24 protein-coding genes are annotated in these 23,203 nt (G+C 31.7%); 16 read left to right on the top strand and 8 right to left on the bottom strand.

The annotated features are described in order from the left end of the window. Positions 1–173 precede the first annotated feature (173 nt). Together AW14_RS14085 and AW14_RS14080 are read right to left on the bottom strand one after the other, a co-directional pair. On the bottom strand, positions 174–371 hold the full coding sequence (locus AW14_RS14085; protein WP_044639380.1) for a Lacal_2735 family protein: 198 nt from the start codon (positions 369–371) through the stop codon (positions 174–176). 198 nt (positions 372–569) lie between these two features. Continuing rightward, positions 570–1,283, bottom strand: coding sequence for a DUF4197 domain-containing protein (locus tag AW14_RS14080; RefSeq protein WP_044639379.1), 714 nt, complete (start codon positions 1,281–1,283; stop codon positions 570–572). Positions 1,284–1,780: 497 nt separating this feature from the next. Between AW14_RS14080 and AW14_RS14075 the strand changes: the two genes are divergently transcribed. After that, positions 1,781–2,350 (top strand): hypothetical protein, encoded by a 570-nt coding sequence (locus AW14_RS14075; protein ID WP_044639378.1) that lies wholly within the window; start codon positions 1,781–1,783, stop codon positions 2,348–2,350. Positions 2,351–2,352: 2 nt separating this feature from the next. Here the strand turns inward: AW14_RS14075 and purU are convergent, their stop codons facing one another. After that, positions 2,353–3,207, bottom strand: coding sequence for a formyltetrahydrofolate deformylase (purU, locus tag AW14_RS14070; protein ID WP_044639686.1), 855 nt, complete (start codon positions 3,205–3,207; stop codon positions 2,353–2,355). Positions 3,208–3,401: 194 nt separating this feature from the next. On the opposite strand from purU, the gene AW14_RS14065 reads away from it, so the two are divergent. Next, entirely contained in the window at positions 3,402–6,818 is a 3,417-nt protein-coding gene (locus tag AW14_RS14065) for a methylmalonyl-CoA mutase family protein (RefSeq protein WP_044639377.1), read from the top strand. A gap of 55 nt (positions 6,819–6,873) precedes the next feature. Beyond that, complete coding sequence (locus AW14_RS14565) at positions 6,874–7,503, top strand: Crp/Fnr family transcriptional regulator (protein ID WP_052647532.1); 630 nt, start codon at positions 6,874–6,876, stop codon at positions 7,501–7,503. A 158-nt stretch (positions 7,504–7,661) separates the two neighbouring features. Here AW14_RS14565 and AW14_RS14055 read toward each other — a convergent pair whose 3' ends face one another. Continuing rightward, positions 7,662–8,057, bottom strand: coding sequence for a hypothetical protein (locus tag AW14_RS14055; RefSeq protein WP_044639376.1), 396 nt, complete (start codon positions 8,055–8,057; stop codon positions 7,662–7,664). 124 nt (positions 8,058–8,181) lie between these two features. On the opposite strand from AW14_RS14055, the gene AW14_RS14050 reads away from it, so the two are divergent. Beyond that, entirely contained in the window at positions 8,182–8,625 is a 444-nt protein-coding gene (locus AW14_RS14050) for an Lrp/AsnC family transcriptional regulator (RefSeq protein WP_044639375.1), read from the top strand. A gap of 2 nt (positions 8,626–8,627) precedes the next feature. On the opposite strand, the gene AW14_RS14045 is transcribed toward AW14_RS14050, so the two are convergent. Then, a complete protein-coding gene (locus AW14_RS14045) occupies positions 8,628–9,596 on the bottom strand; it encodes a YpdA family putative bacillithiol disulfide reductase (RefSeq protein WP_044639374.1) in 969 nt (322 codons plus the stop codon). A gap of 168 nt (positions 9,597–9,764) precedes the next feature. Here AW14_RS14045 and AW14_RS14040 point away from each other — a divergent pair, with 168 nt between their 5' ends. Then, a complete protein-coding gene (locus AW14_RS14040; protein WP_044639373.1) occupies positions 9,765–10,370 on the top strand; it encodes a DUF1684 domain-containing protein in 606 nt (201 codons plus the stop codon). On the opposite strand, the gene AW14_RS14035 is transcribed toward AW14_RS14040, so the two are convergent. Both AW14_RS14035 and AW14_RS14030 read right to left on the bottom strand, forming a co-directional pair. Further along, positions 10,367–11,371 carry a GyrI-like domain-containing protein gene (locus AW14_RS14035; RefSeq protein WP_044639372.1) on the bottom strand — a complete coding sequence of 335 codons (1,005 nt, stop codon included), beginning with the start codon at positions 11,369–11,371 and terminating at the stop codon, positions 10,367–10,369. The genes AW14_RS14040 and AW14_RS14035 overlap by 4 nt on opposite strands. Positions 11,372–11,673: 302 nt before the next feature. Beyond that, the gene (locus AW14_RS14030; RefSeq protein WP_044639371.1) at positions 11,674–11,859 is read right to left on the bottom strand and encodes a hypothetical protein; all 186 of its coding nucleotides are present in this window, start codon (positions 11,857–11,859) and stop codon (positions 11,674–11,676) included. Between the two features lie 74 nt (positions 11,860–11,933). Between AW14_RS14030 and AW14_RS14025 the strand changes: the two genes are divergently transcribed. Next, the gene (locus AW14_RS14025; RefSeq protein ID WP_044639370.1) at positions 11,934–12,320 is read left to right on the top strand and encodes a pyrophosphohydrolase domain-containing protein; all 387 of its coding nucleotides are present in this window, start codon (positions 11,934–11,936) and stop codon (positions 12,318–12,320) included. Positions 12,321–12,381: 61 nt separating this feature from the next. On the opposite strand, the gene AW14_RS14020 is transcribed toward AW14_RS14025, so the two are convergent. Further along, positions 12,382–13,446, bottom strand: a complete 1,065-nt coding sequence (locus tag AW14_RS14020; protein ID WP_044639369.1) for a branched-chain amino acid aminotransferase — start codon at positions 13,444–13,446, stop codon at positions 12,382–12,384. A gap of 94 nt (positions 13,447–13,540) precedes the next feature. Here AW14_RS14020 and AW14_RS14015 point away from each other — a divergent pair, with 94 nt between their 5' ends. The 10 genes from AW14_RS14015 to AW14_RS13970 all read left to right on the top strand — a co-directional run bounded on the left by AW14_RS14015 (position 13,541) and on the right by AW14_RS13970 (position 23,193). Further along, positions 13,541–14,005, top strand: a complete 465-nt coding sequence (locus tag AW14_RS14015; protein WP_052647565.1) for a DUF4920 domain-containing protein — start codon at positions 13,541–13,543, stop codon at positions 14,003–14,005. A gap of 2 nt (positions 14,006–14,007) precedes the next feature. After that, the gene (gene mnmD / locus AW14_RS14010; RefSeq protein WP_044639368.1) at positions 14,008–14,700 is read left to right on the top strand and encodes a tRNA (5-methylaminomethyl-2-thiouridine)(34)-methyltransferase MnmD; all 693 of its coding nucleotides are present in this window, start codon (positions 14,008–14,010) and stop codon (positions 14,698–14,700) included. Positions 14,701–14,870: 170 nt separating this feature from the next. Then, positions 14,871–15,773 (top strand): TIGR01777 family oxidoreductase, encoded by a 903-nt coding sequence (locus tag AW14_RS14005; protein WP_044639367.1) that lies wholly within the window; start codon positions 14,871–14,873, stop codon positions 15,771–15,773. 149 nt (positions 15,774–15,922) lie between these two features. Then, the gene (locus AW14_RS14000; protein WP_044639366.1) at positions 15,923–16,471 is read left to right on the top strand and encodes a nucleotide exchange factor GrpE; all 549 of its coding nucleotides are present in this window, start codon (positions 15,923–15,925) and stop codon (positions 16,469–16,471) included. 9 nt (positions 16,472–16,480) lie between these two features. After that, positions 16,481–17,596, top strand: a complete 1,116-nt coding sequence (gene dnaJ, locus AW14_RS13995) for a molecular chaperone DnaJ (protein ID WP_044639365.1) — start codon at positions 16,481–16,483, stop codon at positions 17,594–17,596. Between the two features lie 355 nt (positions 17,597–17,951). Continuing rightward, a complete protein-coding gene (locus AW14_RS13990; protein ID WP_044639364.1) occupies positions 17,952–18,881 on the top strand; it encodes an ABC transporter ATP-binding protein in 930 nt (309 codons plus the stop codon). Positions 18,882–18,883: 2 nt separating this feature from the next. After that, on the top strand, positions 18,884–20,197 hold the full coding sequence (locus AW14_RS13985) for an ABC transporter permease (protein WP_044639363.1): 1,314 nt from the start codon (positions 18,884–18,886) through the stop codon (positions 20,195–20,197). Between the two features lies 1 nt (position 20,198). Further along, positions 20,199–21,134 (top strand): mechanosensitive ion channel family protein, encoded by a 936-nt coding sequence (locus tag AW14_RS13980; RefSeq protein WP_044639362.1) that lies wholly within the window; start codon positions 20,199–20,201, stop codon positions 21,132–21,134. Between the two features lie 9 nt (positions 21,135–21,143). Further along, positions 21,144–22,028, top strand: coding sequence for a DUF6268 family outer membrane beta-barrel protein (locus AW14_RS13975; RefSeq protein WP_044639361.1), 885 nt, complete (start codon positions 21,144–21,146; stop codon positions 22,026–22,028). 1 nt (position 22,029) lies between these two features. Next, positions 22,030–23,193 (top strand): sigma-54-dependent transcriptional regulator, encoded by a 1,164-nt coding sequence (locus AW14_RS13970; protein WP_044639360.1) that lies wholly within the window; start codon positions 22,030–22,032, stop codon positions 23,191–23,193. The last annotated feature ends 10 nt before the right edge of the window (positions 23,194–23,203 follow it).

The raw sequence follows: 23,203 nt of genomic DNA, 5'->3' as shown, positions 1-23,203 counted from the left end.
TTCAATAAATAGTTCAAGTTTATGTTCTAAGGCTTTTAAAGTTGTTAACTTGGTTAAATTTGGCTTGATGCGGGCAACTCTACAAAAATGTGTACTCATAATGTTTTTTATTATAAAATACGATAGTTTAATCCTTTTGGATGTCATTTAAAAGTTAAATAATTGATAACTATTTAAATGGAGGTTTTTAAGTGTTCGGAAGATAGGTATTTTAACCTGCTTAGTTTGTAAAGTAACTTTATGGCTTTATATTCTGATATATCGCTTAATGCAGAATCGGTTTGTCTAAAATTGTAAGCTTGTTCTATAAGTTCTTTGTAACGTGCTTTTAACTTTTCTTGATCGTTTTTTATATGATAAATTCTACTCATTAGATATTTGATTAACAGGCATTTAAATATACATTTTTTTATTTAGAATCAAAAAATAACAGAATTTTTTTTTATGAATTATAGCTCAGGTATTAAAAGCTCTGAAGAGGTAAGTAGAATTTATAATAATTGATAAATAAAAAAACTGCTGATTTCACTAAAATCAACAGTTTTATTGCATTGTTTTTTATTGAGTTTTTAATCTTGAAGCGCAAAAACTTTCTTTAATAAATCGGTAGTTCTAGATGATAATTTAGTGCGTATTTCCTTTTCTTCAACAGCAATCATGGTATAAACACCTTCTAAAGCTTCGCTTGTAACATAATCTGTTAAATCGGGATTTACATCACTTGTAAAAGGAATGCTATTATATTTATTTATTAGGTTGCTCCAAATTTTATCGGCTCCAACTTTCGAGAAAGAATTATTAATAACAGGCTTAAATTTATTGTATAAAACAGTTTCAGTTTTACCTGTTAAGTATTGGGTTGCTGCATTATCGCTGCCTAGTAAAATATTTTTGGCATCAGCAAAAGTTATTCCTTTAACGGCATCAACAAAAATGGGAGTAGCTTCTTTAACAGCATCTTCTGCAGCTCTGTTTAATACTTTTAAACCTTCATCGGCAAGTTTACTTAATCCAATATCGCGTAAAGCTTTATCAACTTTTTGCAATTCTTGTGGTAATAAAATTTTAACCAAATCATTTTTATAAAAACCATCAACTTGGGTTAGTTTACTCACTTGTTTTTCTATGCCAAGGTCTAAGGCTTGTCTTAATCCCATAGCTATTTGATCGTTACCCAAAACACCGGTGTTTCCAGTTTGCGGCAGTTGATTTACTACTTGCTGCAATTCTGCGCAGGCAGTTAAATTCAAAATTAATGCGAAGACTAAAATTTTTCTTATCATTTTTATTTTTTTAATATTTTACAAATATAACCTTCTTAGAAGGGAAATAATTTATTGAAAAAAGATTTTTAAGGTATTTAGTTTTTAAAGTTAAACTTTTAAATATTGTTTGTTTAGCGAAAAATTATAATTGCACTCTAAATTTACGTTTTGTTAAAATAGTTTAGTTATTTATTTAATCAAAATTTTTTAAAATAAAAAAGACACCAGAGAGGTGTCTTTTAGTTGCTATTAAGTCGTTCTAAAATTCAGGATTTTTATAATTCTAAATTAATACGTCTTATATTACGTAGCTTTTTTCTAAAATTTTTTTAAATAAAACTACAAACTTTTAGACACAACATGTACGTTTTTAGCCACATTTTATTTTAAATAATTGTAAGAATTAATTTTCTAATCGTAAATCAAATTATATTTATTTGTTAATTTTTATTAATGTATTTTTGTGTAATCGTAAATTTTGGTATCTTTTATTGATTATAATTCAATTACATGCTATGGATACTATTAGAATGGTTAGTTTTTCAACTAAAAATTTAAAGCGAGAATTAATAATTTCTTCCAAGCAATTGGAGTCCTTTCAATTATTTTTAAAAGACCTCATAAAAAATAAATTACTTATAATTAATACGAATCTGGGTGTGGAAATTTATTACTACGCGCCTGTTTCTTGTGAATATTTAATTCAGGATGTATTTTTTTTAATAGCATGTAATTCTAAATATGAAAGAAAAGATTTTATAGTGAAGAGTTTGAATTCTGAAGCCGAACTTAAAGTAGAAATTAATGCCCTATTTATTCGTTTATGCAGGAATCCTTTGCTTTTTAAAAGTTATTTAAAAAGTATAACAAATCAAATAAATAATAATTACCATAAGAATCCTGAAATTATTGACGCCCTTTTTAAATTGTGGAAAAAGCAGTTTTTAAAATTAAAGGACATAAAAGGCATGCATAAATTAATGCCTTTATTAATTAGATTTCAAGATGAAAGCCTGGAAAAAAATTATAATCCAGTTTTACAAAGTTTATTAAAACAAGCCGTTAGTTTAAATAGAGTTAATTAGTTTTAAGAAAAAATTACTGTTTTGTTATTGTAAACCATCACTTTTCTGTTGGTATGTAATTTTACAGCATTAGCCAGTACTATTTTTTCTAAATCTCTACCTTTTGCAATTAAATCTTCTATAGAATGGGTATGCGAAACACGGGTAACGCCTTGGTCTATAATGGGGCCCGCATCTAGTTCTTCTGTTACGTAATGACTAGTCGCTCCAATTATTTTTACGCCTCGTTTAAATGCCGAATGATAAGGTTTTGCGCCAACAAAAGCAGGTAAAAACGAATGGTGAATGTTTATTATTTTGTTTTGATATTTTTCTATCAATTTCGGAGAAATAATTTGCATATACCTTGCCAATACAATAAAATCAATCTCAAATTTTTCTAACAATTCCAATTGCGCTTTTTCTGCTTCGGGTTTTGTATCTTTTGTTACTGGAACGTGATAAAATGGTATTTTAAAGCTATCTGCAATTGGTTTTAAATCTAGATGGTTACTAATTATAAAAGGAATTTCTAAATTGAGTTCGCCAGAATTGTAACGACCCAATAAATCGTACAAACAATGGTCGTACTTAGAAATAAATAGCGCCATTTTTGGTTTTTTGTGCGAAGAATAAATACGCCACTTCATTTCAAATACTTCAGCTAAATTGGTTTTAAAATCTTCTTTAAAGCTTTCGGTAGAAAAAGAATCGTGAAAAAACTCGGCTTCAAGTCGCATGAAAAAAACATTTTGATCTCTATCTACATGTTGATCTAAATAAACAATATTTCCTTCATTTTTGGCAATAAAATTAGTTACAGTTGCAATTATATTTGATCGATCTTTACAATGTACTAAAAGTGTAATTTTATTCATGCTTTTTAATCTTTTGCTTTGTTCTAACATCTTATATTTACTTTATTTTAAATATAAAAAGGCATTCAAAATTAAATTAAAAATTAATGAAGCGTGCCTAATACATCTAATTTTCGATAATCATTTATAATTAGATTGTTTTTTTGAATATTTCGTAAATTTGATAGTTATTAATTAATTTATTTTCTATATCCATGTCCGTTAACCTCTATAAGCCCAAAAATAAAGTTCGTATTGTAACTGCAGCAGCTCTTTTCGATGGGCATGATGCATCTATTAACATTATGCGTAGAATTATTCAGTCTACAGGTGTTGAAGTTATTCATTTAGGACATGACAGAAGCGTTGAAGAGGTTGTTAATACAGCCATTCAAGAAGATGTAAATGCCATTTGTTTAACCTCATATCAAGGCGGGCATAATGAGTATTTTAAATACATGTACGATTTGCTTCAGGAAAGAAATATGGGGCATATTAAAATTTTTGGTGGCGGCGGTGGTGTTATACTGCCCTCTGAAATTAAAGATTTAATGGATTATGGCATTACCCGAATTTATTCGCCGGACGATGGCAGAGCTATGGGTTTACAGGGCATGATTAACGATTTGGTTGAGAAATCAGATTTTAAAATTAATTTTCCTCAGCATTTTGATGTTTCTACGCTATCCAACAAGGACCCTAAAACTATTGCAAATATTATTTCTTTCGCCGAAAATGATCCGGACTTGGCGCATGATACCTTATTAAAAATAAAAGAACTGAATAAAAATTCAGCTTCACCAGTTTTGGGAATTACCGGTACGGGGGGCGCAGGAAAATCAAGTTTAATAGATGAACTGGTTCGCAGGTTTTTAATTGATTTTCCAGAGAAAACCATTGGTATAATATCGGTAGACCCTTCAAAACGAAAAACGGGCGGTGCTCTTTTAGGGGATAGAATTCGAATGAACGCCATAAATAATTCTAGGGTTTATATGCGAAGTTTAGCTACCAGACAATCTAATTTGGCGCTTTCTAAGTATGTAAATGAAGCTGTTGAAGTTTTAAAAGCTGCGGCCTTCGATTTAATTATTTTAGAAACTTCGGGAATCGGACAAAGTGATACCGAAATAATTGAACATAGCGATATTTCTTTGTATGTGATGACGCCCGAGTTTGGAGCCGCCACACAACTAGAAAAAATTGATATGCTTGATTTTGCAGATTTGGTAGCTATTAACAAATTTGATAAAAGAGGTGCTTTAGATGCCTTACGCGATGTAAAAAAGCAGTTTGCTAGAAACCATAATCTTTGGGACGTATCTCCAGACGACATGCCTGTTTTTGGCACGATGGCCTCTCAATTTAATGATCCCGGAATGAACAGGCTTTACAGGGCTGTTATTAGTAAAATAAATGAAAAAACAACATCAACTTTAACTTCTAATTTTCAAGTTTCAAGCGCATCAGAAAAAACATTTATTATTCCGCCATCCAGATCGCGTTATTTATCTGAAATAGCCGAAAATAATAGAAATTACGATAAAACAGCATCAAAACAAGTTGATGTAGCACAAACATTATATGCTATTTATAAAACATTACAATCTGTTTCAGAGGTTGAAATTGAATTGAATGTACATGGAATAGATGCCAATAAAATCCAATTAAAAGATACCAACAAGCAAGCATTTGTAAAATTATTATTGGCCGAATTTGATTATGTAAAACGCCATTTACACCCAGATAATTGGGAAATAATTTTAGGGTGGAATGAAAAATTAAACAAGTATAAAAATTCTACCTATTCATTTAAAGTAAGAGACAAAGAAATTAAAATAGCAACACACTCTAAAACCTTATCGCATTTAGAAATACCAAAAGTTGCTTTGCCTAAATATAAGGCTTGGGGCGATATATTAAATTGGGTTTTACAGGAAAATGTGCCTGGTGAATTTCCTTTTACATCTGGTTTATATCCGTTTAAGCGCACCGGTGAAGATCCTACTAGAATGTTTGCGGGAGAAGGTAGCCCTGAGCGTACCAACCGACGTTTTCATTATGTTAGCAAAGGCTTACCTGCAAAAAGACTTTCAACAGCCTTCGATAGTGTAACGCTTTATGGCAACGACCCCGATTTAAGGCCCGATATTTATGGTAAAATTGGTAATGCCGGTGTTAGTATTTGTTGTTTGGATGATGCCAAAAAGTTGTATTCCGGATTTAATTTAGCCGATGAAATGACATCGGTAAGTATGACAATTAACGGACCAGCACCTATGATGCTCGGTTTCTTTATGAATGCCGCTATCGATCAGCAATGCGAAATTTATATAAAAGAACATGGGCTTATTAAAGACGTAGAGTCAAAAATTGAAGCTATTTATGGAAAAAAAGGGATCGAAAGGCCAAAATATCACGGTGCCTTACCAGAAGATCACGATGGTTTAGGCCTGATGCTTCTGGGAGTTACAGGTGATATGGTTTTACCGGAAGCCGTTTATAATGATATAAAATATAAAACCTTGTCTCAAGTTCGAGGAACCGTTCAGGCCGATATTTTGAAAGAAGATCAAGCGCAAAACACCTGCATTTTTTCAACTGAATTTGCCCTGAAATTAATGGGTGATGTACAGGAATATTTTATTAAAAATAAAGTACGTAATTTTTATTCGGTTTCTATTTCGGGATATCATATTGCAGAAGCAGGCGCAAATCCTATTTCACAATTGGCATTTACTTTGTCTAACGGCTTTACCTATATTGAATACTATTTGTCTCGCGGGATGAATATAAACGATTTTGGACCCAATTTATCTTTCTTTTTCTCCAATGGCATCGATCCGGAATATGCCGTAATAGGTCGAGTTGCTCGAAAAATTTGGGCCAAAGCCTTAAAACATAAATATGGAGCCAATGCGAGGGCTCAAATGTTAAAATATCATATTCAAACTTCAGGTAGAAGCCTGCATGCTCAAGAAATAGATTTTAACGATATTCGAACTACGTTACAGGCACTATATGCGATTTACGATAATTGTAATTCGTTACATACCAATGCCTATGATGAGGCTATTACAACACCAACCGAAGCATCAGTAAGAAGAGCCATGGCTATTCAATTAATTATAAACAAAGAATTAGGGTTAACAAAAAATGAAAATCCAATTCAAGGATCTTTTATAATTGAAGCGTTAACCGACTTGGTTGAAGAAGCCGTTTTGTTAGAATTCGATAGAATAACCGAGCGAGGCGGGGTTTTAGGTGCTATGGAAACTATGTATCAGCGTAGTAAAATACAGGAAGAGAGTTTGTATTATGAGACTTTAAAACATAATGGTGAATTTCCAATTATAGGAGTTAATACGTTTTTAAGTGCTTCAGGGTCACCAACAGTTATACCTTCAGAGGTTATTCGTGCAACAGAGGACGAAAAGCAAAATCAAATTAAAACACTTCAAAATCTACATAAATCTCACCATTACGAAGCAGTTTTAAAAGATTTACAAAACACAGCTATAAAAAATGAGAATATTTTTGAGGCTTTAATGAATGTTTGTAAAACCTGTAGTTTAGGAGAAATTACAAAGGCCTTGTTTGAAGTAGGTGGCCAATATCGAAGAAACATGTAAAAATTACAGCATTTTTTTATATCTTTTGCAAAAATTTTCCCAAAAAAAAAATTGAATGTCAAATACTAAATATAAGAGCTATTATAGTATAGTAATGTTAAATTCTGTTTACCCACTATCTAAAGCACTTAATAAATTCTTATCCGAATCACTTGTTTGTACTCACTATAAAAAAGGTGAGTATATTGTTAAACAGGACGGTGTTTGTAACAGATTGCATCTTATAAGGCAAGGTCTTGTTAGAGGTTATTTTGATTACGATAATAAAGAAATTACAACTTGGGTAAGTACAGATAATCAAATGGTTACTTCTATTTTAGGTTATTTTTCTAATCAACCGGCACAAGAAAATATTCAGTGTTTAGAGGAAACTTATACAGAAAGTTTAAGTTATGAAGATATGCATTACGCTTTAGATAATTTTAAAGAAATGTCTATTTTGAACAGAATACTAATGGAAGAATATTATGTGTTTTCAGAACATCGTGCTTTTATGGCTAGAATACCAACTGCCAGGGGTCGATATAAATATTTTTTAAAAATAATGTCACCACAAATTATAGATCGATTACCAAAAAAATACATGGCGTCGCTACTTAATATGCGACCAGAAACACTTTCTAGAATAGAGAATTCCTTTGAATATGATTTAAAATCAAAATCAAAATTGACATATATCAAGTAAAATAATTATTTTTTGTGTTAACATTTGTTAATTTCTATATTTTAGCATGAGATTTTACTTTCCTTGTAAAAAGTATAATAATTGCTTATTCTCAATTTAACAAAAAGAGGGATTCTTTTTGAGTTAAAAAACACTCAAATAATGAGTGTTTTTTTATTTTATAAGGTTAACAACCAAGTTCTTTGCAGTTGCTTAAACTTTTTTAATTCGCTTCTTAAAACGGGTAAAAAATCTTTTCCATTGCTGTTAGAGCGTTCTAATCTATAAGAATTTTTGTAGAGCATATTTGTTAAACGCTTTAAAGAAGCAATGTGCTTGTGTTTTTTATCTGAATAACGTTCTAACTCGGCATTTAAAATTTCAGGAGCTAAAGAAACCGATTGTTGTACAATATCTCCAGAAAAGTATATATTAGTGTCTTCTGAACCATCCTCTTTTAAACCAGATAAATCATGATTTAAATACATAGAAATGCTTTGCGATAGAGCAAAAATCTCTATAGCTTTTTTATAAATCGGTAATTCCGATAGGTTTGATGGGGTTTTAGAAAGCATACTCTTTTTATCTTAACATATATATCAAAATTACTCACAAGAATTCATTTTCCTCTTTAAATATTAATGTAAAAATGTATATTTACTTTAATATTTAATTTTTTATAATTTAAATACCTTCAAAATGAATTTAGATGCTTTAAGTTGGAAGATTTTAAATTGTCTGCAGGATAATGCTCGACAATCTAATGCAGAAATTGGAAGAAAAGTTGGTATTAGTTCGCCAGCTGTTTCAGAGCGTATTAAGAAAATGGAAGATGCCGGCATTATACTTGGCTATAAAACAATAATTTCGCCACTAGATACCGGATATCAATTAAAAGCTATAATAACACTTCGAGCCTTTATTGGTAAACTTAAACCTTTTCTTGAAAAAGTTAAAACCTACGACGAAGTTTTAAATTGTTACAGAATTACAGGTAATGAAAATATTGTTATGGAAGTGGTGTTAAAAAACCAAAAACACTTAGAAACTTTTATAGATCAACTAATTATTTACGGAGAAACTAAAACGCAAATTGTACTTTCTCATGTCATTCGATATAAAGAATTAAAACCTATTAAATAATTTTAAATAGTTTCTTTTAAGTGATTGGCAATCATTTTAGCATGAATTCTAGAGTTTTCTATAAACCATTTGTGGGTTTCATTACCACCACAAATTACGCCAGCAAGATATAATCCATCAATGTTAGATTCCATGGTATCTGGATTATAAGTTGGTATTTCTTTGTCGTCGTTTGAAATAGAAATCCCCATGCTCTTTAAAAAATTGAAATCAGGCAAATAACCTGTTAATGCAACAACGTAATCGTTTAGAATATTTATATTTTTTGTAGGCGTTTTTATGTCTACCGAAAATTCGTTTATTTTAATAATTTCAGAGTTAAAATAAGCTTTTATACTGCCCTCATTAATTCTATTTATAATATCGGGGCGAACCCAATACTTTACACGTTCTCCAATCGATTCTCCTCTAATAACCATAGTAACATTGCCGCCTTTTCTCCATATTTCTAAAGCTGCATCAACCGATGAGTTACTTGCTCCAACAATAATTACGTCTTGCAGCGCATACTTATGGGCTTCTTTGTAATAATGTGTTACTTTGGGTAGATTTTCACCTTCAACATTTAATAGTTGGGGGATGTCGTAAAAACCTGTAGAAACGATAACTTTTTTAGCTATATATTCGTTTTTTTCTGAAACGACATGAAATAAATCTTCATTTTTAGTAACCGTTTTTACTTTTTCATACAAGTGAAAATTAAGTTTATTAGAAGTCACAACGCGTCTGTAATATTCCAGAGCTTCGTCACGGTTGGGTTTGGGTTTATTGCTTATAAAAGGAATATCATCAATCTCAATTTTTTCTGAAGTAGAAAAAAAAGTCATGTTTTTAGGATAATTAAAAATAGAATTGGTTAAAGCACCTTTTTCTAAAACTAAATAATGCCACCCATTTTTTTTACATTCTAATGCACAAGCAATTCCAATGGGGCCGGCTCCAATAATTATAACGTCTAATTCGTTTTTCAAAATTTGTGAGATTTGATTTAATTGAAATGAATTTCAAAGATAAAAAATTGAAAATGGAGTATCCCAAAGTTTAATAGATTATATGCCCTTTTTTAACAAATAAATGAAGCACCATTTTATATAACTAATTACCTAATATTGTACTTTTGAAAATGAAATTAAGATATAATGAAAACATTTTTAACCTTTTTTGTACTCGTAAATTGTTTAATAAGTTGTTCTCAAAACAAGCAACCAGTTTTAGGAGAAACAGCATTTCAAAAACAGTTAAATGCCCAATTTAAAGATGTTACAAAATCACCACTAAAGGAAGAAGATATAAAAGATTTTCAAGGATTAGATTTTTTTGAAGTAGATTCTGCTTTTGTAGTTAAAGCACATATAAAGCGTTTAACAAATTCAGAATTTTTTAAAATGAAAACAACAACCAATAGGGTGTCTAGTGAGCGTGTTTATGGTGTTTTGAGTTTTCAAATAAAAGGTGAAAGCTACCAATTAAACCTTTATCAAGGGGAAGATTTAATGACAGTTTCTGGATATGAAGATTATTTATTTTTACCTTTTTTAGATTTAACTTGTGGTTCTGAAAGTTATGGTGGCGGTCGTTATATTGATTGCAAAATACCCGAAGGCGATACTTTAATTATCGATTTTAACAAGGCTTACAATCCTTATTGTGCTTACAACGATAAATACTCTTGTCCCATTGTACCCAGAGAAAATTTTTTAAACACGCGAATATTAGCAGGGGTAAAGGCTTATAAAAAACATTAATTTTCTATTACAACTTCGGTGTCTTTAGGTTGAACCTGAAAATAAATTTCGGTTAACCAATTGGCGGGATTAGGAACTGCATTAGAATCGTTTAAAAATGTTTGAATTACCGTACCATGTTCAGGGAATACTAAATTTTGTTTAGAAATATAGTTTAAAGTCGTATTCCAGGCTTCATTAATATTGGAATAGTCTCCCTGTAATGTGGTTTTTATAGCTTCAAAAGGAATTATTTGACCTGTAAGTATGTCGCTTTCAGTTGAAATTATTTGTTCGGTTGTAGGTATGCAACATTCAAAAGTAGTGGCATTATTTATGCTGTCTCTTTTCAAATAATAAATAAATGGTAAACCAGCGATAACAATGTTGTTTTTTTCAGCGAAAGCGGTCACCTTACGCATGCTAGATTTTAGCTTTTCGTCTAATTCATCAATTTTACAAGAGTTTGTAGTGTATAAGTAATAACCGCCGCCATAGTTAGTGCTGCCATTAACTTTAATTTTATAAACTTTCATACTAGCTATAACAGCACTGTCTAATTTTTTTAAAGTTTCGGCGTAATGTTTGGCAATTATATGTTCCTTGCCTCCATATATTAAATTGTAAGCTTTATTTTTAAAAGGAATACTTTCTGTAGAAAGGGTCCAACTTATTTCGGTGGTTTTGTTTTTAGTTGTCGAGAAAGACCAAGTGATGTTGGAGTTGGGTAAATCATCAAAAGTGAGTTCCTGTAAAATGGAATTTTCAGGGTTTGATTGAATGGTATTTAGTTGTCCTTCACCGTTTATAGAATTTAATGTGTTAACATTTTCAAAGGCACTCCAGGAATCAAAATGCTTCCAGTTTTTTAAATTATTAACATAATTAAAAACCACCGATGCGGGAGCATTAATAGTATATTTTTTGGTTATTTTAAATGAATTAGGCTGCACAGCAATGTAAACCGAAACACCTATAAATCCTATAAGCACTAAAAATAGAAGGTATTTAATGAATTTCATTAATTGTTTATTAGGGAATTAAAACAAAGATAATAATTAAATACTTCTTGTATATAGTTTGCAGTAATGCCTTAAAGAGGAAATAGTTTTTAAGAAAACTACATGAATCAAGGTTCTGTTTTTTCGTTTACACTAAAAATTAAAAGAATTGCATTAACTAAAAGAAGTGCCGATATAATTAACAAAACATTCATAATGGTATAATTTTTTAGCTTAGTTACTAACAAGATGTGTGAAAACTAAAAAGGTTGCGTGATAAAATGAATATTTTTTATTTTATTTTTTAATTCACTGAAAGCTAGTTATTTAAAAATAAATTTTATAGCTGCAATGGCTAAAATAAAACCAATAAAAGCTAAAAGTATCCAAATACTACCGGCATAAAATTTTTTATGAAGCTTAAAATCTTTCTTGTAAGTGTAAGCTATAACCATAGCAAAAACTATAAAAAATAGAATACCAAAAATAATTTGACCTTTACTAAACATATAACTAATTTTAAGCAAATTTAAAGAATATTGATGATATTATTATCTTTATAAATATTTCAAATAAAAAAAATATGAAGAATAAAATTGAGGCCGTTAAAGCATTTCATACAGCATTTAAAATTGGGCATAGAGAAACACCTAAAGCCGATTTGGGAATTGAAAAAAATACCCTGCGATTTAATTTAATGAAAGAAGAAAACGAGGAATATCTTGAAGCAGCCAATAATAATGATTTAGTTGAAGTTGCCGATGCTTTGGGGGATATGCTGTATATTTTGTGTGGTACTATTATAGAACATGGAATGCAACATAAAATTGAAGAAGTTTTTGAAGAAATACAACGAAGTAATATGAGTAAATTGGGTGAAGATGGTCAGCCTATTTACCGAGAAGATGGTAAAGTATTAAAAGGGCCTAATTATTTTAAACCCGATATTGCTGCTGTTCTGGCTAAATAAAATCTAAATAAAAAAGAGAAGCAAGTGCTTCTCTTTTTTTATTTATTAAAAATCGAATTTATTAGAGTTTATATCGCCATCCAAACGGATCTTCAGACTTGTTTGTTTGTATATCGGTTATAATTTTTTTCAATCTGTTGGCATACGTATTATCTAATTCAGGTAAATCGTAATCAGAATCTTTATAACCAAAACCAGATATCGGAGAAATAACGGCAGCTGTACCAGCACCAAACATTTCTTTTAAAGTTCCGTTTTTAGCAGCTTCAACAACTTCGTGTACCGAAATCTTTCTAACTTCAACCGGAATACCTTCCGCATTTGCGATATCTATAATACTTTTTCTGGTAATACCATCTAAAATACGATCGCTGGTTGGACCAGTAATTAAGGTGTCGTTAATACGAATAAAAATATTCATAGCACCTGCTTCTTCTATAAATTCGTGGTTTGTATCATCGGTCCAGATTACTTGTTGGTAACCTTTCTCTACAGCCAATTGTGTTGGATAAAATTGTCCAGCATAATTACCACCAGCTTTAGCAAAACCAACACCACCATTAGCAGAACGCGAGTAAGTTTGTTCAATTAAAACTTTCACTTTTCCAGAAAAATAAGCGCCAGATGGAGCCGTACATATTACAAATTTATAAGCATTTGCCGGCGATGCATGAAACCCGTTTCCAGATGCAAAAACAAAGGGTCTTATGTAAAGCGAACTACCTTCTTGTTGCGGAATCCAAGCTTTATCTACTTCCAATAAGGCTTTTAAACCATCCATGAAATAACTTTCTGGTAACTCGGGAATCGCCAAACGTTTTGATGAAATATTTAAACGCTTAAAATTCTCTAACGGGCGAAACAAATAGACATCTCCTTTAGCATCTTTGTAGGCCTTCATACCTTCAAAAACCGATTGTCCGTAATGAAAAATCTTTGCAGAAGGATCTAAAGTAATTGGATGATAAGGTACCACCTTAGGGGCATGCCATTTACCATCTTTAAAATCGCACTCTAGCATATGGTCAGAAAAAACACTTCCAAAAGCTAAGTTATCAAAATCTACTTCATTAATTTTAGTAGCTTCTGTTTTTATAATCTCTATGTCGTTGATTATTTCGCTCATAAATATTGTTATTTTACGTTACAAATTTAAGTAAAAACGATTTTAAAAAAGCGTTATATTTACAACAAATCTTTAAAAGTTTTATATAATTATGATAAAGAAAGTATTGTTTCTCTTTGTTTTTGCATTTTTTATAAGTTCTTGTCAAGACAACAATAAATATGATAGTTTTGGAAAACAAATTTCTGCAACCGATGCCTTACAATTAGATAAGGTTACCAATCAACATAATAATTTAAAAGCAGGCGAGCGTGTTCAAATAAAATTTGAAGCAAAAGCAAAAGATGTTTGTCAGGCTAAAGGCTGTTGGATGACTTTAGATTTGGAAAACGGTGAACAGGTTATGGTAAAATTTAAAGATTACGCTTTTTTCGTTCCTAAAGATATCTCTGGAAAAGAAGTTGTTTTAAATGGTAAAGCTTTTATTGAAGAAGTTTCTGTTGAAGAGCAAAGGCATTACGCCCAAGATGCTGGTAAAACAGAAGCAGAAATTTTAACAATCACAAAACCAAAGCGTACATTGTCTTTTGAGGCAGATGGTGTTTTAATAAAACAATAAATTTGAAAAGAGAAATAGTTATTACTGGCGATGGGTCGTCTACCATTCATTTGCCAGACTGGGATGAACAATACCACTCAAAACATGGCGCTATTCAAGAGGCTTATCATGTTTTTATTAAAAACGGATTGGATTTTTATCGATTTAACGAAGCCACCAATACCACCCAAAATAATAAAGCAATAAATATTTTAGAAATTGGATTTGGCACCGGACTTAATGCGTTTATTACCTTTTTAGAAGCAGAACAACTTAAACTTAAAATTCAATATACAGGTATAGAAGCTTACCCGGTATCTCAAGAAGAAGTATCTCAATTAAATTATCCAAACCAATTACAAGCAGCGCAACACCAAAATTATTTTCAACAATTGCATACATCTCCATGGGAAGCATGGACTTCTATTACCAATTATTTTTCAATAAATAAAAAGCAATTATTTTTTCATGAAATTGAAGATGAAAACAAATACAACCTCATTTATTTCGATGCTTTTGGAGCGAGAGTACAACCCGAATTATGGACAGCTTCTATTTTTGAAAAAATGTATCGCTCTTTACAAAAAAACGGTGTTTTAGTAACCTATGCAGCAAAAGGAAGTGTTCGCAGAGCGATGCAGGAAGTTGGTTTTTTAGTCGAACGATTACCTGGCCCACCCGGTAAACGCGAAATGTTACGCGCTATTAAGAAATAGTAGGACTTATAAAAGTTTAATACTATTATTTTAAGTACTCTAAAATTGAAGCAAATATTAAAATAAATAGCTTTTAATATTTCTTCACAACAATCAAATCAATTGTTAAACCTTACATAAAAGTTACAGAAGAGCCATATGCTTTTCGTATTTTTATATAAAAATTGAATATGAAAGTTTTAATTACCGGAGCTACAGGTTTAATTGGGCAGGAATTAGTAAAACTTTGTTTGAAAAAGAATATTGCAGTTCATTACTTAACAACAAGTAAGTCTAAATTAGAAGTAAGCGAAAATTATAAAGGGTTTTACTGGAATCCAGAAAAAGAAGCCATTGATAAAGCTTGTTTTAATGGTGTAGATGCTATTATTCATTTAGCAGGTGCTACTATTTCTAAACGATGGACTACATCTTATAAAAAAGTTATTTTATCCAGTCGAAGAGATAGTACTAGGTTACTGGTAAATAGTTTAAAAGGTGAAACGCATCATATAAAACAGGTAATATCAGCAAGTGCCATAGGTATTTATCCCGATTCCCTTATCAATTACTACGATGAGTCTTTTAAGATTACAAAAACGTCTTTTTTAAGTGAAGTAGCAAAGGTTTGGGAAGATGAAGTGGATGCGTTTTCAAAATTAGATATTTTGGTATCAAAAATACGAATAGGTCTTGTTTTATCTAATAAAGGTGGTGCGCTTCAAGAAATGGTAAAGCCCGTAAAATTTGGAGTAGGAGCCGCATTTGGCTCTGGGAAGCAATGGCAATCCTGGATTCATTTAGATGATTTATCTCAAATGTTTATGCATGTTTTAACGCATCAATTACCTGGTGTTTATAACGGTGTTGCTCTAAATCCGGTAACAAATAACGAATTGGTTAAAGTAATTGCATCTGTAACACATAAGCCATTATTCTTACCTAATATTCCCCAATTTGTAATGAAATTAATTTTAGGAGATATGCACGTACTTCTTTTCGAAAGTCAGCGGGTAAGCTCGAAAAAAATTGAAGATACAGGCTTTTATTTCCAATACCATCATTTACAACCAGCCCTAGAAGATTTACTTTAAAATACGTTTAAGAGACAATTCCCAAGTTTTTTTCTTCCATCTTAAACTGTTTGGAAAAAAATATTTTGTGACATTATGACATTTTTACAATAATGGCAGTACTTTTGCCAACTAATTTTAGTATTTGTACAAAAATTTAAGTTACAACCATGAGTAAAAAAGAAAGTCAAAACGATATAGAAAAGGAGCAATTAGAAACTGTGGAAAATGAAACAGTTGAAGTTGATGAGCAAGTTGTTGAAGAACAATCAGTTGAAGATAAACTTCAGGAGGAATTAAAACTAGAAAAAGACAAGTTTTTACGCTTATTTGCTGAATTCGAAAATTATAAAAGACGTACTTCTAAAGAACGTATCGAATTATTTAAAACAGCAAGTCAAGATGTGATGGTGTCTTTATTACCTGTTATTGATGATTTTGACAGAGCTTATGCTGAAATTTCTAAAACCGAAGAAAAAGATCTTTTAAAAGGTGTTGAACTTATTAGTAATAAGTTAAAAACAACGCTACAACAAAAAGGACTTGAGGTTATTGAGGCAGCTCAAGGCGATGTTTTTAATGCAGATAACCATGAAGCCATCACACAAATACCAGCTCCAACCGAAGATTTAAAAGGTAAAATTATCGATGTAATCGAGAAAGGATACAAGTTAGGAGATAAAGTAATACGTTTTCCAAAGGTAGTAATTGGACAATAAAACAATAAAATGGCAAAAAGAGATTATTACGAAATATTAGGAATTAGTAAAGGCGCAACGGCAGCAGAAATTAAAAAAGCTTATCGTAAGAAGGCTATTGAATTTCATCCAGATAAAAATCCAGATAACAAAGAAGCCGAAAGCAAGTTTAAAGAAGCAGCCGAGGCTTATGAGGTATTGAGTGATGCCGACAAAAAAGCGCGTTATGATCAATTTGGTCATCAAGCATTTGAAAACGGCGGCGGTTTTGGCGGCGGCGGCATGAATATGGATGATATATTCAGTCAGTTTGGCGATATTTTCGGCGGCGGCGGCTTTGGTGGCGGTTTCTCAGGTTTTGGAGGCGGTAGCCAACGTCGTGTAAAAGGAAGTAATTTACGCATTCGTGTAAAATTAACTTTAGAAGAAATAGCCAACGGTGTCGAGAAAAAAATAAAAGTAAAACGTAAAGTTCAGGCGCCAGGCACTACTTATAAAACATGTCCAACATGTCATGGTACAGGGCAGGTAACTCGTATAGCCAATACCATTTTAGGAAGAATGCAAACCTCGGCACCATGTAACGATTGTGGTGGCGCTGGTCAAACCATAGACAGTAAACCAGCCGATGCCGATGCCCAAGGTTTAAAGATTGTAGAAGAAACAGTATCTATTAAAATACCTGCAGGTGTTGTAGATGGTATGCAATTAAAAGTTTCAGGAAAAGGAAACGAAGCCCCTGGTAATGGTATTTCGGGCGATATTATTGTCGTTATCGAAGAAGAGCAACACGAAAAATTACAACGTGAGGGCGATAACTTACATTACGATATGTACATAAGTTATCCAGAAGCTGTTTTAGGAACATCTAAAGAAATAGATACAGTAAGCGGTAAAGTTCGCATTAAGGTTGATGCAGGCGTGCAGTCTGGTAAAATTTTACGCTTACGCGGAAAAGGAATTCCAAGCATTAATGGCTATGGTAAGGGCGATTTATTAGTACATGTTAATGTGTGGACTCCTAAAACGTTAAACAAACAACAACGCGAGTTTTTTGAAAGTATGCAAAATGATGAGCATTTCTCACCTAAACCAGAAAGTACCGATAAATCATTTTTTGAAAAAGTAAAGGATATGTTTTCGTAAAAATAAGACATTTTAAGGCTTTATTAAAAATGCCTTAATTTTTTAAAAGTTCTTATTTAATTTTAACAGTTTTTAAGAAAAAAAAACTATATTTGGTTTATCGCTAAACCTGTTTTAGTGATAATTTTTCTTTTTCATAGCAATTTTTTTCCCATCCTTAATCTTTTTTAAGGGTGGGTTTTGTTTTTAATGAAATGTTATTTTTTTATTAAAAACGTGTAATTAAATGAATACTTATTAAATTAGTTAATTAATATGTTATTCAATTATAAATAGCCTTTACAAATATCAATTTAACCCAAAAAGGATTTATAACTATTAATATATTTACCAAATACTACAATTAAAATCACGAATGAATAACTTATTAGAAGTTAAAGGCGTTTCAAAAAATTTCGGAGAATTTAAAGCACTAAATAATGTGTCTCTATCGGTACCTAAAGGCAGTATATTCGGACTCTTAGGGCCAAATGGAGCAGGTAAAACAACCTTAATCCGTATTGTAAACCAAATAACCATGCCAGACACGGGCGCTGTTTTTTTAGATGGCGCACCATTAAACGTAAATCATATTAAAGATATAGGATACCTACCCGAAGAACGCGGACTCTACAAGTCCATGAAAGTTGGGGAGCAAGCATTGTATTTGGCCCAGTTAAAAGGACTTACCAAAGCTGAAGCCAAAGAGCGCTTAAAATATTGGTTCGATCGTTTAGAAATAGGCGACTGGTGGAACAAGAAAATTCAAGAGCTATCCAAAGGGATGGCCCAAAAAATTCAGTTTGTTGTAACCGTTTTGCATCAGCCAAAACTTTTAATTTTCGACGAACCATTTTCAGGTTTCGATCCAATAAACGCGAATTTAATAAAAGATGAAATCTTGCGTTTGCGAGAAAATGGTGCTACCGTTATTTTTTCTACGCATAGAATGGAATCTGTTGAAGAGCTGTGCGACGATATTGCATTAATAAATAAATCGAACAAAATATTAGATGGTAATTTAATTGATATTAAGCGTCAATATAAAATTAACACCTTCGAAGTTGGAATTAAAGCGTTTAATGATAATGAATTACAACAGGAATTATCAAATAAATTTAAAATTAGTCCGGCAAATTTTAAAACGTTAGACAACGATTTAAAATTAAACATTCAGCTATCTAACGGCGATACACCAAACGATTTGCTAAACTTTTTAACTTCAAAAGGAGCTGTTTCACATTTTGTAGAACTCATTCCAAGTGTTAACGAAATATTTATTCAAACAGTAAAGAATAATAAATAAAAATGAATCACTTACCACTAATAATTAAACGGGAGTACCTAACTAAAGTAAAAAATAAATCATTTATAGTAATGACTTTTTTAAGTCCTATGATTATGATTTTGCTTTTTTCTGTAGTAGCATATTTATCGCAATTAAATAACGAAAAGGTTCGAACAATTTTTGTTTTAGATACCTCGGGTTTGGCCGAAAATGTTTTTGTAAACAATCAAAATACGGTTTATAATAAGCTTACTAATATGACGCTTACCGATGCTAAATTGGTAGCCAAAGAATCGGAAGCATACGGTTTACTGTATATTGAAAATTTTGATGCTATCGATGAGGTTTCAAACCATATTAAATTTTATTCCGAAGAATCGGCATCATTATCTATAATTTCCGATTTAGAAAAAATACTCGAAAACCAATTTACAAATTTAAAGTTAAAACAAGCTAATGTAGATATTGCAAAAGTAAACGCCCTTAAAGCCAAAGTAGATATTAAACAGGAAAGTTTTGATGGTGAAAAAACCTCAAAAATTGATAGTTTGGTAAAACTCATTTTTGGCATAGCTATTGGATATTTACTTTTTATGTTCATCATTATTTATGGAAATATGATCATGCGCAGTGTTATTGAAGAAAAAACCAGCCGAATTATTGAAGTGATAATTTCTTCGGTTAAACCGGTGCAACTCATGCTTGGTAAAATAATTGGAACATCTTTGGCAGGCATTACACAATTTGTAATATGGTTAATGGTTGGAGGCATACTTATGTTTATTGTTTCTGTGTTTTTTGGAATTAATATGTCCGATATGCAAACACCACAACAGGAATTAATGAACGAGGCTATTAAAAACCCAGAGCTAAACATGCAGGTTCAAAATTTTGTTACGGCTTTTTTCAACATGCCCTTGCTAAATTTAGTTATTGCTTTTATTTTGTTTTTTATTGGCGGATACCTGTTATACAGCTCGCTTTATGCCGCTATAGGTGCAGCTGTAGATAACGAAACCGATACACAGCAATTTATGTTACCTATTATTATGCCTTTGATGCTGGCCGTGTATGTTGGAATTTTTACGGTTATTGAAGATCCTCACGGAACCATCTCTACTGTATTTTCATTCATTCCATTAACATCACCGGTTGTTATGATTATGCGTATACCTTTTGGGGTTCCTATTTGGCAGCAATTACTATCCTTTTTAATATTAATTGCTACTTTTATGTTTACCGTTTGGTTTGCTGCTAAAATTTATCGTGTAGGTATTTTAATGTATGGTAAAAAGCCTAGTTACAAAGAATTAATTAAATGGATAAAATATTAATATGCAAAACGTTAAAGAGAAATTAGGAGAGGAAGTAGAAAAAGTTGGTGAGGTATTAGTTGAAAGTACGCTTTGGGAAAAAATTGTTAATTTTTTAGAATTTAAAATTGTCGATTTTACCTATGGAACAGGCGCCGAAGCCCACCAAATTATTTTAAAAGTTAAATATGTTCTTTTAGTAGCCGCTGTATTATTATTAACTACCCGTTTGTTAAAATGGATTAAGAAATTGGTAACCCGAAACATGCCAGAAGACGATCAGGCTAAATTCAATACCGTTTTCTCATTTGGTAGATGGCTCATTTATATTGTAGTTATGCTCGTGGTTTTCGATTCTATAGGAATAAATGTAACGGCCATATTTGCAGCATCAGCAGCATTATTAATAGGTATTGGTTTAGCATTACAAACACTTTTTCAGGATATAATTTCTGGAATTTTTATCCTTGTCGATCAAACCGTTCATGTAGGCGATATTATTGAAATTGATGGTAAGGTTGGGCGTGTAGAAGAAATTAAACTAAGAACCACCCGTGCTGTTACCATCGATAATAAAGTATTGGTAATACCAAATCACCTATATCTTGAAAACAGTTTGTATAACTGGACCCAAAACGGAACAACCACCCGTGAAAGTGTCGATGTTGGTGTGGCTTACGGTAGTGATACCCAATTGGTAAAAAAGTTGTTAATTCAGGCGGCTTCAACGCATCCAGATGTTTTGCCTGAGCCTGAGGTGGCGGTACGTTTTACAGATTTTGGAGATAGTTCGTTAAACTTTAAAGTTATTTTCACCATTGGAGATAGTTTTAATGCTAACTTTTCAAAAAGTGATATTCGTTTTGAAATAGACAGATTGTTTAGAGAAAATAATATTACCATACCATTTCCACAGCGCGATATTCATATTATTTCTCAGCCTAGTAAACAAGTTTAAAAAAAATGAATGGATATAAAAGAGCTTAAAATTGTTATAGTAATTCTCGTATTATGCGTATCAAACTTTGGATATGCACAATTAACAGATATAGCTCGTTTAGAATATTCGTTTGTACCAAAAAATCAATCGGAAGACCAATACACAAGATTAAGAGCATTATTTAATTATCCTGTAAAGATTAAGAATAAAGATTATTTGGTGTTGGGTGCAGAGTATAATCGTATTTTATTAAATCTTGAAGACCATTATCCTTTTGATAAATCTTCACTTAGTAAAATTCATGTTGTAGATTTAAACATTGGCTATACCTTTAAATGGAACGAAACTTGGCGTTTTGGTGCTAAGTTTAACCCCCGATTGGCTTCAACTTTAACACGCAAAATCACTTCTCAAGATTTCTTTATGAATGGTGGTGTGTTTTTTATTAATGATAGATTAGATGATGAAACAGCCAAACATCCCTATCGATTAATTTTAGGATTAACCTATAATGCAACAACGGGTTTGCCATTTCCATTACCGTTTGTTAGTTATTTCAGGCCAATAAATGAAAAATGGAGTTATAATGCTGGTGTGCCAAAATCCAATATAAAGTATGCCATAAATTATAAAAACAGTGTTCAGGTTTTTGTTGGTTTAGATGGTTATTTGGCTCATATTCACGAACCCATCATGATAAACGGACAGACCGTAGATAATATATCTTTATCTGTTGCCGTTGCCGGTTTGGGCTACGAGTACGAATTTACAAATCATTTAATCGGTTATGCTTACACAGGGTATACCTTTAGGTTAAATAACGTTTTAAGAGATAAAAATAGAAATGAAATATTTACTTTAGATGATCTAAATGCTTTCTATTTAAGAACAGGAATTAAATTCAAAATATAAGATGCCAAAAATATTAGTTATAGAAGACGAAGCTGCTATTAGACGTGTGTTGGTTAAAATTCTTTCCGAAGAAAACGATACCTATCAAGTAGAAGAAGCCGAAGATGGCTTAATAGGAATTGAAAAAATTAAAAACGAGGACTACGACCTCATTCTATGCGATATTAAAATGCCTAAAATGGATGGAGTTGAAGTTTTGGAAGCGGTAAAAAAAATAAAACCAGAAACCCCAATAGTTATGATTTCTGGTCATGGCGATTTAGATACTGCTGTAAATACCATGCGATTAGGAGCGTTTGATTATATATCTAAACCGCCAGATTTAAACCGTCTTTTAAATACCGTTCGCAACGCTTTAGACCGTAAAGTTTTAGTTGTTGAAAATAAATTACTGAAGAAAAAAGTAGGTAAGAATTTTGAAATGATTGGTGAAAGTGAAGCCATTTCACAAATAAAAGACATGATTGAAAAGGTAGCACAAACCGATGCTAGAGTTTTAGTAACGGGCCCAAACGGAACCGGTAAAGAACTTGTGGCACATTGGCTGCACCAGAAAAGTGAGCGTGCTAACGGACCAATGATTGAAGTGAATTGTGCTGCAATACCCAGTGAATTAATAGAAAGCGAATTGTTTGGTCATGTAAAAGGGGCGTTTACCAGTGCCGTAAAAGATAGAGCAGGAAAATTTGAAGCCGCTAATGGTGGTACTATTTTTTTAGATGAAATTGGCGATATGAGTTTGTCTGCTCAAGCCAAAGTTTTGCGAGCTTTACAAGAAAGTAGAGTGCAGCGCGTTGGTAGCGATAAAGATATTAAAGTGAATGTTCGCGTTGTTGCAGCTACAAACAAAGATTTAAAAAAGGAAATTGAAGCAGGAAGATTCCGGGAAGACTTATACCATCGTTTGGCTGTTATTTTAATAAAAGTGCCTGCATTAAACGATCGTCGTGAAGATATTCCCTTATTAGTAAATCATTTTACCGAAAAAATAGCTAGCGAACAAGGCACCGCTAAAAAGTCATTCTCAGATAAAGCCATAAAATTACTTCAAGATTACGATTGGACGGGTAATATTAGAGAATTACGAAATGTGGTAGAGCGTTTAATAATTTTAGGAGGGCCAGAGGTTAGCGAACAAGATGTGAAATTGTTTGCATCTAAATAAATCAAAAAAA

The organism is Siansivirga zeaxanthinifaciens CC-SAMT-1 (genome assembly GCF_000941055.1).
Taxonomy (GTDB): domain Bacteria; phylum Bacteroidota; class Bacteroidia; order Flavobacteriales; family Flavobacteriaceae; genus Siansivirga; species Siansivirga zeaxanthinifaciens.
This window is presented reverse-complemented; position numbering and strand designations above follow the sequence as displayed.

Excerpts from the sequence above, each read along its gene's own strand:
- AW14_RS13985 (WP_044639363.1), top strand. The coding sequence starts at position 18,884 with ATGAATCACTTACCACTAATAATTAAACGGGAGTACCTAACTAAAGTA.
- AW14_RS14075 (WP_044639378.1), top strand. The coding sequence starts at position 1,781 with ATGGATACTATTAGAATGGTTAGTTTTTCAACTAAAAATTTAAAGCGA.
- AW14_RS14565 (WP_052647532.1), top strand. The coding sequence starts at position 6,874 with ATGTCAAATACTAAATATAAGAGCTATTATAGTATAGTAATGTTAAAT.
- AW14_RS14030 (WP_044639371.1), bottom strand. The coding sequence starts at position 11,859 with ATGTTTAGTAAAGGTCAAATTATTTTTGGTATTCTATTTTTTATAGTT.
- AW14_RS14005 (WP_044639367.1), top strand. The coding sequence starts at position 14,871 with ATGAAAGTTTTAATTACCGGAGCTACAGGTTTAATTGGGCAGGAATTA.
- AW14_RS14055 (WP_044639376.1), bottom strand. The coding sequence starts at position 8,057 with ATGCTTTCTAAAACCCCATCAAACCTATCGGAATTACCGATTTATAAA.
- AW14_RS14065 (WP_044639377.1), top strand. The coding sequence starts at position 3,402 with ATGTCCGTTAACCTCTATAAGCCCAAAAATAAAGTTCGTATTGTAACT.
- AW14_RS13980 (WP_044639362.1), top strand. The coding sequence starts at position 20,199 with ATGCAAAACGTTAAAGAGAAATTAGGAGAGGAAGTAGAAAAAGTTGGT.
- AW14_RS13970 (WP_044639360.1), top strand. The coding sequence starts at position 22,030 with ATGCCAAAAATATTAGTTATAGAAGACGAAGCTGCTATTAGACGTGTG.
- AW14_RS14025 (WP_044639370.1), top strand. The coding sequence starts at position 11,934 with ATGAAGAATAAAATTGAGGCCGTTAAAGCATTTCATACAGCATTTAAA.
- AW14_RS13975 (WP_044639361.1), top strand. The coding sequence starts at position 21,144 with ATGGATATAAAAGAGCTTAAAATTGTTATAGTAATTCTCGTATTATGC.
- AW14_RS14050 (WP_044639375.1), top strand. The coding sequence starts at position 8,182 with ATGAATTTAGATGCTTTAAGTTGGAAGATTTTAAATTGTCTGCAGGAT.
- AW14_RS14085 (WP_044639380.1), bottom strand. The coding sequence starts at position 371 with ATGAGTAGAATTTATCATATAAAAAACGATCAAGAAAAGTTAAAAGCA.
- AW14_RS14035 (WP_044639372.1), bottom strand. The coding sequence starts at position 11,371 with ATGAAATTCATTAAATACCTTCTATTTTTAGTGCTTATAGGATTTATA.
- purU (WP_044639686.1), bottom strand. The coding sequence starts at position 3,207 with ATGAATAAAATTACACTTTTAGTACATTGTAAAGATCGATCAAATATA.
- AW14_RS14020 (WP_044639369.1), bottom strand. The coding sequence starts at position 13,446 with ATGAGCGAAATAATCAACGACATAGAGATTATAAAAACAGAAGCTACT.
- AW14_RS14040 (WP_044639373.1), top strand. The coding sequence starts at position 9,765 with ATGAAAACATTTTTAACCTTTTTTGTACTCGTAAATTGTTTAATAAGT.
- AW14_RS14080 (WP_044639379.1), bottom strand. The coding sequence starts at position 1,283 with ATGATAAGAAAAATTTTAGTCTTCGCATTAATTTTGAATTTAACTGCC.
- dnaJ (WP_044639365.1), top strand. The coding sequence starts at position 16,481 with ATGGCAAAAAGAGATTATTACGAAATATTAGGAATTAGTAAAGGCGCA.
- AW14_RS14000 (WP_044639366.1), top strand. The coding sequence starts at position 15,923 with ATGAGTAAAAAAGAAAGTCAAAACGATATAGAAAAGGAGCAATTAGAA.
- AW14_RS13990 (WP_044639364.1), top strand. The coding sequence starts at position 17,952 with ATGAATAACTTATTAGAAGTTAAAGGCGTTTCAAAAAATTTCGGAGAA.